Origin of the sequence: Chitinophaga sp. (assembly GCF_017745275.1) — a bacterium.
In the GTDB taxonomy this organism is placed as follows: Bacteria; Bacteroidota; Bacteroidia; order Chitinophagales; family Chitinophagaceae; genus Chitinophaga.
Genome location: NZ_JAGHZS010000010.1, coordinates 569,944 through 581,844, shown reverse-complemented (window position 1 = coordinate 581,844; position 11,901 = coordinate 569,944). Strand labels below are relative to the sequence as shown.

The 11,901-nt window shown below is 45.5% G+C and carries 10 protein-coding genes; 9 read left to right on the top strand and 1 reads right to left on the bottom strand.

Annotated elements, in window-relative coordinates; translation table 11 throughout:
* Window positions 1-8 precede the first annotated feature (8 nt).
* From J7623_RS28910 to J7623_RS28900, 3 genes are all read left to right on the top strand, one after another.
* Complete coding sequence (locus J7623_RS28910; protein WP_291927858.1) at window positions 9-470, top strand: SRPBCC domain-containing protein; 462 nt, start codon at window positions 9-11, stop codon at window positions 468-470.
* A 411-nt stretch (window positions 471-881) separates the two neighbouring features.
* Window positions 882-1,598 carry a hypothetical protein gene (locus tag J7623_RS28905; protein ID WP_291927856.1) on the top strand — a complete coding sequence of 239 codons (717 nt, stop codon included), beginning with the start codon at window positions 882-884 and terminating at the stop codon, window positions 1,596-1,598.
* Between the two features lie 79 nt (window positions 1,599-1,677).
* Window positions 1,678-2,754, top strand: coding sequence for a serine hydrolase domain-containing protein (locus tag J7623_RS28900; RefSeq protein WP_291927853.1), 1,077 nt, complete (start codon window positions 1,678-1,680; stop codon window positions 2,752-2,754).
* Window positions 2,755-2,889: 135 nt separating this feature from the next.
* Here the strand turns inward: J7623_RS28900 and J7623_RS28895 are convergent, their stop codons facing one another.
* A complete protein-coding gene (locus tag J7623_RS28895; RefSeq protein ID WP_291927851.1) occupies window positions 2,890-3,837 on the bottom strand; it encodes an AraC family transcriptional regulator in 948 nt (315 codons plus the stop codon).
* A gap of 249 nt (window positions 3,838-4,086) precedes the next feature.
* Between J7623_RS28895 and J7623_RS28890 the strand changes: the two genes are divergently transcribed.
* From J7623_RS28890 to J7623_RS28865, 6 genes are read left to right on the top strand one after another with little or no spacing between them, the layout of a single operon-like run.
* The gene (locus J7623_RS28890; RefSeq protein WP_291927848.1) at window positions 4,087-4,971 is read left to right on the top strand and encodes a sugar phosphate isomerase/epimerase family protein; all 885 of its coding nucleotides are present in this window, start codon (window positions 4,087-4,089) and stop codon (window positions 4,969-4,971) included.
* 7 nt (window positions 4,972-4,978) lie between these two features.
* Window positions 4,979-6,145 carry a mandelate racemase/muconate lactonizing enzyme family protein gene (locus tag J7623_RS28885; protein WP_291927845.1) on the top strand — a complete coding sequence of 389 codons (1,167 nt, stop codon included), beginning with the start codon at window positions 4,979-4,981 and terminating at the stop codon, window positions 6,143-6,145.
* Between the two features lie 26 nt (window positions 6,146-6,171).
* The gene (locus tag J7623_RS28880; RefSeq protein ID WP_291927842.1) at window positions 6,172-6,657 is read left to right on the top strand and encodes a VOC family protein; all 486 of its coding nucleotides are present in this window, start codon (window positions 6,172-6,174) and stop codon (window positions 6,655-6,657) included.
* A 3-nt stretch (window positions 6,658-6,660) separates the two neighbouring features.
* Window positions 6,661-7,626, top strand: coding sequence for an NAD(P)-dependent oxidoreductase (locus J7623_RS28875; protein ID WP_291927839.1), 966 nt, complete (start codon window positions 6,661-6,663; stop codon window positions 7,624-7,626).
* 17 nt (window positions 7,627-7,643) lie between these two features.
* A complete protein-coding gene (locus J7623_RS28870; RefSeq protein WP_291927836.1) occupies window positions 7,644-8,501 on the top strand; it encodes a ThuA domain-containing protein in 858 nt (285 codons plus the stop codon).
* A gap of 39 nt (window positions 8,502-8,540) precedes the next feature.
* Entirely contained in the window at window positions 8,541-11,735 is a 3,195-nt protein-coding gene (locus J7623_RS28865) for a PVC-type heme-binding CxxCH protein (RefSeq protein ID WP_291927835.1), read from the top strand.
* Window positions 11,736-11,901 lie beyond the last annotated feature (166 nt).

The following is an 11,901-nucleotide window of genomic DNA, read 5'->3' as shown; positions in this document are numbered from 1 at the left end:
ACATCCAAATGGCAACTCCTGATTTCAACACTACCTTTGTGGTACCACAAGCACCACATGACGTATTCCAGGCTATCACGAATATTCGTGGCTGGTGGTCCGAAAACATTACTGGTGGCACCACGCAGCTCCATGATGAGTTTTTCTATGAAGTGACTGGTCTTCATACCTGCAGAATGAAACTGGTAGAAATAGTGCCGGACAAAAAAGTGGTATGGCAGGTACTGGAAAATGATTTCACTTTTACAAAAGATAAAACTGAGTGGATTAACACTCATCTCGAATTTGATATCACTCAAAAAGGAAATCAGACAGCCGTTCATTTCACCCATCGCGGGTTGGTACCTGCTTATGAATGTTATGATATATGCCATAACGCCTGGAGTGGCTATATCAACAACAGCCTGCGTGACCTGATCACCACCGGTAAAGGGCAACCCAATCCTAAAGGCGGAGGACTTCCTAAATAACGCATCTAAAAAATTGCACCATGGAAACAGGTATTATCGGTGCCGGCCCTATTGGGACCGGTCTTGCAGCACACCTGGTTAAACTGGCCTCGATAACCTGTGGGTACAGGAGCAACTGGGGTTTCCAGTAGTCAAAGTATTCAATTCCATCTTCGCTGAAAGCCTGCGTGACAAGGGCCCGCCGGCTGGCGATAAAAATCGTATAGCCCTCTACCTGCGCAAAATGCGGGATAAAAAATAATGATGCAGGATGCTGCAAATGCAGATTACTTGTGCGTCCACCTGGCTGGTGGACGCATTTTTTTCAATGCCCTCCTTCCTCCGGAAAAACAAGATTATCAAGTGAAGGAAGATTTTCGGAGTAAGGCGCTACATTCACATTTTTTTATTTACTTTGAAGAAATAGCATACATGAAGCTCCCTTACCTTGTACTAGCCTTCCTGGTATTCTGCTGTGGCCATGTATACAGCCAGAAAGTAGAGATACTGAAAAAATCTGACACCTTTCAACGCAAAAAAAAATCGCGCGAGATAGTTTATTGGAGCAACACCGCTGATACATCAGGGCTGGAATATGTGGCTACCATTTCTTCCACGGCTGTTGCCATGGAAAGCAAAGCGCTTTCAAGGCTGTGCGCTTTAGCGGTACATCGCGGTATGAAATCAGGCGCCAACACATTTATGTTCCACTCCTACACGGACACAGATTCAACGAGGCCGGCATTAACACTCGATTTCTTCTTTGCAGATGACTCGGCACTCCAGCGGAATACAGACCGCGAGGAAAAGAACGTGGTATATATTTTCGGCAACAACGGAAAAGCCATGCCCTTACAAATAAATGGCAAAGATGTAACAATTCCGGCCGATAGTTTTCTCCGTTATGAAACAACCTTTGGCACAGCGCTGAATATCAGCAAAGGCGGTAGTTTCGGCGCATCCATTGGAAATATCCAGGCGGCAGTAGGAAAACCTGCCCTGTATTATGCTGTATCAGGCTTTGGTCTGGGCGGGATGGTACCACCTCCGGGAAGCATAGGCATCTCTTTCACTACCGGGCGAATTACCCCAATGGATCCGCACTTCGCGCGTATGCTGATGGATATGCAAAAACAAAGGAAATACTGATCTTCATTCCTGGTACAATTGTTTATTATTGTAGCTTTCTATCCTGCTACATCCAAAATAATGAATAACGCTGCTTATCATGAGAAAGATAGTTTACCTCATCCTCTCTTTTGTTCTTACCAGTCCGGCCTGGGGACAATCTTCGAAAGTGAATCATTTCATTGACTCCTTTGTAGTTAAAAATAATTTTAACGGTACTATACTGCTGGCAAAAGCGCATAAATGCGGGTATAAAAAAAGCTTTGGGATGGCCAATTTTCAAATGAGTGTCCCCAATACCGTTGATACCAGGTATAAAATTGCTTCCATCACCAAAGCCTTTACTGCTGTATTAATCCTGCAACTCTATGAACAGGGTAAAATTGATTTGAATAAGTCAATCGATACTTATTTGCCGGAGTATAAAGGAGATGCAGCCAATAAAGTAACGGTCGCCCAGCTGTTGAATATGACTTCAGGCATCCGGAATATGGATGATGGCCTAACACTGGAATCAGCACTTAAAAATGGTATGCCTCAATATCAAATACCACATACCACCGATGAAATGCTGTCTCTTTTTAGCAGTGGCAAGCTGGTAAATGAACCAGGCAAAAAGTGGGATTACAACAATGCTGATTATATCATCCTGGGGAAAATAATTGAGCATATTACCGGGAAAACTTTTGAGCAGTATCTCCAGGTGAATATACTGGACTCTTTATTAATGAATAATACCGGTATAGCCTATCAGCAAAAAATTATTCCCAGGCTTGCAGCTACCTATTTCTACCGGGATGATATTAAAACAATGGTAAACGACCTCCCGGTGTACCCGGAAAACTGGTACGCTGCCGGTGCAATGTATTCCACTGCTGATGATATCTTTAAGTTTACCCGTGCACTGTTTGAAAAGAAATTATTGAAACAGTCAACACTCGACCTGATGTTCACCTCAGGACCAGATGAATATGGTTATGGTGTTTGGGTTTACAAAGATTATGACATTCACCATAAACACTATACGATCATAAAGCGGCCAGGCAGTATTATGGGAGCACAGGCCATGCTATTTCATGTATTGGAAAATCAAGCTACCATTATTATCCTGAGTAATACCGGAACAATCAGTTTGGATGACTTTGCAGCAAAAATTGCGGAGCAGATGATTGATTGATATATACAACAACCAAAGCAATAACTGCTATATCACATCTATCCCTACCGGATCAATATATTAGATGCTACCAGGCTATCTACGTATAGCCGTTACTGATGTTCAAGTATTTCTTCCCTGGATGGTTATACAGTTTCAGGTGAACCGGAAGCTTGGAGCGCTGGCATTACTCTCTTCAAATGCTTTGCGGTATTCGCGGGGCGACTGGTCCTGGTAAATTTTGAACTGCCGGTTAAAATAGGAAATATTATCAAACCCGCAGGCATAGCAGATGTCAGCGATTCCCTGATCTGTGCCGATCAACAGTTTGGTAGCATGACTTATCCTTGTTTCATTCACAAATTGCGAAAAAGTTTTGCCTGTTCTTCTTTTGAAGTAGCGGCAAAAGGCCGCTTCACTCATGCAAGCCAATGATGCCGCTGATTTGCTATCTACCTGCTGCTGATAATTTTCCAGTACATATTTAAAGATGCCCGTCAGTTTCTTAGAGTCGGCATCCTTGTAATGCACTTTCCGGGGATCTTCTGTCAATAGCGACAGATGATCTCTATCCTGCAGGGAAAGCTCATCCAGCAATTGTAGCAGCAGGATCAGGTTTTTCATTTGCTGGTTGGGTTGAAACTCGAAAAAAAGATGACGGAGCGCAGCAGGTATTTTCCGGAATTGCAGCCCATGTTCCGAGAGCTGCATCAGGTCTTTTATTTTTTTCAATTCCAGTTTTTCAAAGAATTCTTTACCAAGAAAATCTTCAGAAAATTGTACAATGATAGCGTGGGCCATGTCCTCATTGTTGCCATCAACTGCATTGTCGTTACAAAAACAATGCACCAGCCCGGGCCCAAACATATAAATCTCTCCTTCATTAAAATTTACCACCTTATTTCCTGCATACACCTTTCCAGAACTGCTTACCACCAGGATTAATTCGTATCCATGGTGAAAGTGAAAGGTATTGGTGAAGCGCGGCTGGCAAAACTCCTTGATCACAAAACTGGCATCTTCCGGTGTGGAAATACGCCGGTAGGGCAAGGTGGCAGCGCTGCTTTTCTCAGGTGCTGAGATATGTCTGTAAGCCACTTTCATAACGCTAAATTTGGTACACTATTTATTTTACTACCATCAAAATTGGGATTATGGTAAATATAGTATCAATATCTTGCAAATGAAGTACTTTTATTTCAACTGTAAGCTGAATAAGTTTGCAATACAGTGATGATCTTAAAAATTCCCGTTATAAGCCCACGTAGATAACGCTGTACTGTTGAACGGATATAATAATATCCATACTTACATGTATTTTAAACCCATTCTGACTTATAAACCTGATACGTTATGGAATTAGCGATACACAATTGGATGAGAGCCGAATCGATTGAAACCACCATGCAACGCGTAGCATCGCTTGGATATACCCGGCTTGAAATTGCCGGCGTTCCTGAGCAATATGATACCCAACACATCAGGAAGTTGATGAAGCACCATGGTTTATCCTGCTGGGGTGCGGTCACATTAATGCTGGGAGAGCGCAACCTGCTTGCCCGGGATGAAGCGCAGCGCGGGAGGTCTATACAGTATGTGAAAGATGTAGTGAAGATGGTAAAAGAGCTGGATGGTCATATGGTATCAGTAGTACCGGGAACAGTTGGGAAAATTATCCCTGATGGAAGACCTGACGAAGAATGGAAATGGGCAGTGGAGGCGCTGAAAGAAATTTACAGCTATAGTGAGGCAGCAGGCATATTACTGGGCATTGAGCCAATTAACCGCTTTGAAACTTATTTCATCAACAGGGCTGAACAGGCGTTGGCGCTGGCAGCAGCAGTGGGTCCAAATTGTGGTGTTTGCCTGGATACCTTTCACATGAATATGGAGGAAGAAGACATGTTTGCGGCTATCAGGAAAGCCAAAGGCAAACTGGTAGGCTTTCATGTGGCAGACAATAACAGGATGGCACCCGGTATGGGACATCTTAACTGGGAAAAGATTGTGGCTACTTTAAAAGAGATTAACTACAACGATGTGCTTTCAGTAGAGTTCTGCGCCCCATTGGATCGTACTCCTGCCAACCCATACCCGGATGCGATTGATAACAACCCGGAAAATCTTTCCCCGGAACAGGAAAAATTCCTCGTGGACCATGGCAGTAGTGCCGTTACAGAAGCGTTTTATACCATGCTAACAGCAAAGTCATTTAATACATTATCAAAACTTATTTAAAGAAGCGATGAAAATAGCTAATGTAGAGGCATTTTGGTTACGCTGTCCCGTTCCAAAGGAAAAACAACACACGTCGGACTACGGATTACTGGCAAACTTTGATATGACTTTGGTGGTAGTTACCACAGAAGATGGCTTACAGGGATTTGGTGAAGCCAAGGCTGCTGTGGGATCTTCAGGAGTGTGCGCTTCCATTGTGAATTGTATAGAAAACGAATTAAAACCAATTCTGCTGGGCAAACCTGTCAAAGATATTACCCGTTGCTGGGAAGAAATGTATAACGGTACACGTGATCATTATGCATTGTCGAGGGGCCGCAAATTCCCGGTCCTGGGCAGAAGAGGACTCATGATATCCGCCATGAGCGGTATTGATACGGCGTTGTGGGACCTGAAAGGGAAAATGCTGAATGTTCCTGTAATGGATTTGCTGGGAGGTGCCTGCCGGGATACGATGCCTGCCTATGCCAGTGGCGGCTGGGCTGATGCGGCCAACATTGGCGCACAATTAACCGGCTATACCAGCAAAGGATTCCGCGGTGTTAAAATGCGTGTAGGCATCATGGATAATACGGTACAAAATAGCATAGAAAGAGTGAAAGCTGCAAGAGCCGCACTGGGACCGGATATTAAATTAATGGCGGATGCACACGGCACCTTTAGTGTGCCGGAAGCGAAACAATTCTGTCGCGGCGTACGGGATTGCAACCTTCACTGGTTTGAAGAACCTATTAATCCGGATAACCGGATAGGGACTGCCGAAGTGAGAGCTGCCACAGATATTCCTATTGCGGCAGGAGAAAGTGAGTATACCAGCTTTGATATCAGGGAGCTGGTGGATATCAGGGCCATTGATATCATACAACCGGATGCGGCTATCATTGGCGGTATTTCAGAAGCGGCCCGCGTATCACATATGGCGGGTATACATCAACTGGAATTAGCGCCGCATTGCTGGGGATCGGGATTCTCTTTTATGGCAGGACTCAACGTTGCATTTGCCTCTCCTTCCGCCACTATCATCGAGTTTTCTCTCGGGGGAAATCCTATGATGCATGATTTGATAAACGAAAAAATTACGGTAACAGATGGCGTTATTGTGGCGCCCACCGCCCCTGGACTGGGAGTAAGCCCCAATTGGAGTTTTGTACGGGAGTTTACACAAAAAGTTTAGATTAGAAGATCTCTGAAAATAATTATATGGCTAAAGCACTTAAAATTAACCACGTTACGCTGATCGTCGACAACCTGGAAAAAGCAGGTGCATTCTACCAGCATGAATTAGGTCTGGAACCGCTGGCTGCCTTTAGGTTTGATTACCCGGTGATGTTTTTCAAATTTAATGAAGAACAACAACTGCATATTTCCGAGTGGGAAGATAAAACCTCCTTCCGTGGACATATCTGTGTACAGATAGACGATTTTAACAGCATCTTTTTCCGCATGAAAGAACTGAATGTAATTGATATCCATCCCTGGGGAAAGGTGAGAAAGCTACCCGATGGCGCCATGCAGATGTTTGTACGTGATCCTGCCGGTAACCTGGTGGAAATTTCTTCCAAACCGGGACAGGACATAGACCCGAGGATATTAACCGATGAGTTGTATGAAGAAGGGTTGTATGTTTCCAACAGGAATGATTTCAGGGGATACCGGTCAGATGATGCTACTTTATATCACAAATAACAGATGAAAAAAAACGTATTGTTACTGGAAACAATTGCGGAGGAAGCTTTGCAGGAGTTGCATGCCGCCGTAAATGTATTTACAGGATATGAGGATACCGGTTTGCAGGTAGCATTGGCGCATGGGAATATTCATGCTATCATCACCCGTGGGAAAGGACTTATCAATCAACCATTGATAGATGCCTGCCCGCAACTGGAAGTCGTGGCCCGCTGTGGCATAGGGCTGGATAACGTAGATGTGGCCGCTGCCACTGCGCGAAATGTGTTAGTGATCAATGCGCCCGGCAGTAATGCCGCCACCATGGCAGAACATACATTGAGCCTGATGCTGATGGGCATGCGTAATATGTATACTGCTGTTTTCGAAGTAAAGCAAAACAACTGGAGCTGGCGCAATCAATATACCGGTGATGAGTTAAATGGCAAAACGCTTGGCATATTAGGGATGGGCAACATCGGTCAGCGTGTAGCCCGGCTCGCTGAAGCCTTTGGTATGAGGGTATTATACTGGAACCGATCTGCACGGGATGTGCCATATAAACAAATGGAAATAGAAGAACTGTTGCAGCAGTCAGATGTAGTGAGCCTGCACCTCCCCTTCAATAACGACACCAACGGTATCATAGGCGCAGAACAGTTACATCAGATGAAAGCCAATGCCTGGCTGATAAACACGGCAAGAGGAGCTCTGGTGGATCATGCCGCATTACTACATGCATTGAACACGCAAAAAATTTCAGGTTATGCCGCTGACGTATTGCCAGAAGAACCGCCGGTGCAGTCGCTCCCGGTAGTACAACATCCAAGGGCTATTATTACACCGCATTCCGGAAGTTTAACGATAGAAACGTATAAAAAAATCTGCCTGCTTACGGTGGGAAATGTGATTGCCGCGTTAACAAACAATCATCCCGATCCCAACAGTATATATAATCGCCACGCGCTAACAACTAATAAAAAACTATAGCCAATAAACGCCGTACAATGAGAAAAATTTGCTTTTGTTTATTGTTCCTGTTATGTGCCAACCTGATATTGTCGGCGCAATCTGCACAGAAGAAGCAGCCACTGGTGGTTTTCGTTACCGGTGATCATGAGTACAGCAGTGAGGAAACCTTGCCACTGATAGCCGCTGCACTGGAGAAAGATTATGGCATGAAAACAATTGTGCTCAAAGCGGCACCGGATTATAACAGTGAAGAAAATATTCCAGGGCTGGAAGCACTGGATCAGGCAGACCTGGCGGTTTTCTTTTTGCGTTGGCGCAGGCTGCCACCTGGTCAGCTGGCGCATATTGAAGCCTATCTGAAAACAGGAAAGCCTGTTATGGCATTCCGTACCACCACACATGCCTTTCATTTCCCGGCAGGACATGCCAGCGAGAAATGGAATGCCTTTGGAGAATTTGCTTTAAATGCGCCTCCGGGCTGGGGTGGCGCAGCCCAACATACACATTACGGTCATGAAAGCAGCACTGATGTAAGTATTATTCCCAACCAGGCAAATAACCCAATCTTAACTGGTGTTGCCAAACACTTTCATGTTCGCTCGTGGCTGTACCGCGTATTGCCTGACTACCCTACCAAAGGCTCTACCTGGCTGCTGATGGGCAAAGCAGTGAACCCGGATAAAGCAGCCATAGAAAACCCGGTGGCATGGACCGGTACCAATAGTTTCGGCGGCCGCGTATTTATGACCACCATGGGCCATCCGGAAGACTTCCGGCAGGAACCCTTCCAACGGCTGGTGATAAACGCTATCCATTATGAACTGGGACTTAAAGTACCGCGAAAATGGAAAGGCAAAATTGATATACAGGTACCTTACCGCGTGGCTAAATAAGTAGAGAACATTTTCTGATTCCTGTAAAAATTATTCAAGATGCTGAGCACATGTAAGATCGGTACCCGCGTACCGCTGATGTCCATTCTATTGCTAATAATGATACTGGATGCCTGTAAACCCGAGGCACATGCGCCGCTGACGGTTTCCAAAGATCTACATATTTCCCTGATTGGAGGCAACCTGGGATCAAGAATGACCTACTATGATAATTTTGAAACGGAATTATACATTCGTTATCCGGACTATCAACTCCACATCCGCAATATGTGCGATGGTGGAGAAACTCCTGGCTTTCGGCCACATGCAGGCAGAAATACGCCATGGGCATTTCCCGGTGCAGATAAATTCCGCCCGGAACTGGCAAAAGAAGTGTCCGGTATGGATAATCCCAGCCAGGGCCGTTTTGAAACACCCGATCAATGGCTCACCCGTCTTAAAACAGATGTGATTGTTGCCTTTTTCGGCTACAGCGAATCGTTTGAGGGAAAAGAAGGACTGGATAATTACAAAGCAGAATTAGATGCCTTTATAAAATGGACGCTGCAACAAAAGTATAACGGCACCAGCGCTCCTAAGCTGGCCCTGGTTTCACCGATTGCGTTTGAAAATCTTTCTGATAAATATGATCTCCCGGATGGACGCAGAGAAAATGAAAACCTGGCTTTATATACCGCTGCAATGAAAAAAGTAGCTGCTGCCAACAAAGTATTGTTTGTAGACGCTTTTACCCCATCGTTGCAATGGTATAAGGATACTAAAGAAGAACTGACTGTTGATGGTTCGCAATTGAACGCAGCCGGTTATAAAAAACTCGGCCTGTTACTGGTTGATCAAATTTTCGGCAAAGTAGCTCCCAAAGCGGAAGCCAACAGGGCGTTAGTGCATGATGCGGTGAAAGAAAAAAACTGGATGTGGCTCAATGATTACAAAATTCCTAACGGTGTACATGTCTTTGGACGCCGTTATGATCCTTATGGACCAGATAACTACCCGGCAGAAATAGAGAAGATCCGGCAAATGACGGCGATCAGGGATACCGCTGTTTGGCAAGCTGCGACTAAAGGAACAAAAATGGATATCGCCGCCGCAGATAAAAATACCAAAGTATTGCCGGCCGTTAAAACCAACTACCATCCCGCTAATCCGAAGGATGGCAACCTGCGGTATCTTAGTGGTGCAGAAGCAGAACGCCAGCTTAAAGTACCTCCGGGATACAAAGTGGAGCTCTTCGCTTCTGAAGAACAATTCCCTGACCTGGCTAAACCTATGCAGATGTCTTTTGATAACAAAGGCAGGCTATGGGTAGCAGTAATGCCGAGTTATCCGCACTATAAACCAGGAGATCCCAAACCCAATGATAAAATTATCATCCTGGAAGATACTGACAATGATGGGAAGGCCGACAAAGAAACGATTTTCGCGCAGGGGCTGCACCTGCCTATCGGATTTGAAATTGCACCGGAAGGTGTATACGTGGCACAGGGAACTAATCTTAAAATATTAACCGATACCGATGGTGATGATAAAGCAGATAAAGAAGAAATACTGCTGAGTGGATTTGATGATCATGACACTCATCATAGCAGCCATGCTTTCACGGCTGATCCATCAGGCGCCATTTATTCCGGAGAAGGCGTTTTCCTGCATACGCATGTAGAAACATCTTACGGTACCATCCGCGCCTCCAACGGCGGCTTTTACCGGTATGATCCCCGCCGTCATCAGCTGGAACGCACGGCGCAATTACAGATTCCCAATCCATGGGGCATCGCTTTCGATGACTGGGGGCAACCTTTTTTTGCGGAAACATCCAGTCCGGATATGCGCTGGATGCTGCCCGGAACGGTGCTGCCAAAGTATGGCCAACATACACATAAGTCGGTTCAGTTGATAGAAGAGAAACATAAAGTACGGCCTACCTCCGGCCTGGAATTCGTATCCAGCCGGCATTTCCCGGATTCATTGCAGGGCGATTTCCTGATCAATAATACCATCGGTTTCCTGGGTACCAAAGAGCATACGCTCACCGACGATGGAACCGGCTACAAAAGCCATCATCGCATGGACCTGCTGGTGAGTAGCGATCCCAACTTTCGCCCGGTAGACCTGGAGTTTGCGCCCGACGGTTCTTTATACGTCATCGACTGGCACAACATCCTCATTGGCCACATGCAGCACAATGCCCGTGACCCGCTGAGAGATCACTCACATGGAAGAATATACCGCATCACCTACCCGGCAAGGCCGCTGGTAAAACCGGCACATATCGCCGGCGCCGGTATAGATGAACTATTGGATAATCTTAAAGTACCGGAATACAGAACCCGCTACAGAACCCGCCGCGAACTCAGAGGACGCGACAGTGCACAGGTACTTGCTCACTTGAAAAGCTGGGTGGCACAACTGGATAAAAATGATCCGCGATATGAGCATCACCTGCTGGAAGGTCTTTGGGTAAGCTGGGGACTGGATCGTGTAGATCAGGACCTGTTAAGGCAATTACTCAAAGCCAGGGATTATCATGTGCGGGCAGCCGCGGTGGAAGTAGTACGCTACACCGGCCACCAGGTGAAAGACCAGGCCAACCTGCTGATGCAGGCCGCACAGGATGAAAATAGCCGTGTACGACTCATGGCCATAGTGGCCGCCTCGTGGATAGGCAAAGAAAAAGGTCTCCCTATTTTAGCAGCCGCTAAAAAATTGCCATTAGATGAATGGATGATCCATGCCTATGAAACTGCCGTCGCTCACCTGAAAGGAGAAAAAGTAAAAGAAGCAGCAGAGAACGGCGCTAATACCCGGTTAAAAGGCAAAGAACTGGCATTGTTTAATCAGGGCCAAAAAATTTATGCAATAGAAGGCTATTGCAGGACCTGTCATCAGCCGGATGGCAAAGGGCTGCCCGATTCCGGATTTCCCCCGCTTGCCGGCTCTGCATGGGTAACCGGCAGCGATGAACGATTAATCAAACTGGTGATGAAAGGCATCATGGGGCCTATTGAAGTAAATAATAAAACATACCCCGGACAAGTACCCATGACACCTTTTGGCAGCTTGCTAAAAGATGAAGAAATAGCTGCCGTGTTAACCTATGTCCGAAACTCTTTCGGAAATACCGCAGCAGCTGTTTCTCCTGAAAAAGTAAAACAAGTAAGAAAGGATATAATCAACAAGAAAGATTTCTATTCTCCCCAGGAACTGCTGAAAATACATCCTATGGAAAAGAAATAGCTACATCCCTGTACTGGCGCTAAAACGCGGGCGTCAGTACAGGGAATCATCATACATAACCAGACCCGCATAGCATGTAGCATTTTCCCATTTTAATAAGTTAGGATTCATTATTTATTTAAAACAAAATCACAATCATCAACCAGAAAATCTTCAGCAGCAACAC

Excerpts from the sequence above, each read along its gene's own strand:
- J7623_RS28910 (WP_291927858.1), top strand. The coding sequence starts at position 9 with ATGGCAACTCCTGATTTCAACACTACCTTTGTGGTACCACAAGCACCA.
- J7623_RS28905 (WP_291927856.1), top strand. The coding sequence starts at position 882 with ATGAAGCTCCCTTACCTTGTACTAGCCTTCCTGGTATTCTGCTGTGGC.
- J7623_RS28900 (WP_291927853.1), top strand. The coding sequence starts at position 1,678 with ATGAGAAAGATAGTTTACCTCATCCTCTCTTTTGTTCTTACCAGTCCG.
- J7623_RS28895 (WP_291927851.1), bottom strand. The coding sequence starts at position 3,837 with ATGAAAGTGGCTTACAGACATATCTCAGCACCTGAGAAAAGCAGCGCT.
- J7623_RS28890 (WP_291927848.1), top strand. The coding sequence starts at position 4,087 with ATGGAATTAGCGATACACAATTGGATGAGAGCCGAATCGATTGAAACC.
- J7623_RS28885 (WP_291927845.1), top strand. The coding sequence starts at position 4,979 with ATGAAAATAGCTAATGTAGAGGCATTTTGGTTACGCTGTCCCGTTCCA.
- J7623_RS28880 (WP_291927842.1), top strand. The coding sequence starts at position 6,172 with ATGGCTAAAGCACTTAAAATTAACCACGTTACGCTGATCGTCGACAAC.
- J7623_RS28875 (WP_291927839.1), top strand. The coding sequence starts at position 6,661 with ATGAAAAAAAACGTATTGTTACTGGAAACAATTGCGGAGGAAGCTTTG.
- J7623_RS28870 (WP_291927836.1), top strand. The coding sequence starts at position 7,644 with ATGAGAAAAATTTGCTTTTGTTTATTGTTCCTGTTATGTGCCAACCTG.
- J7623_RS28865 (WP_291927835.1), top strand. The coding sequence starts at position 8,541 with ATGCTGAGCACATGTAAGATCGGTACCCGCGTACCGCTGATGTCCATT.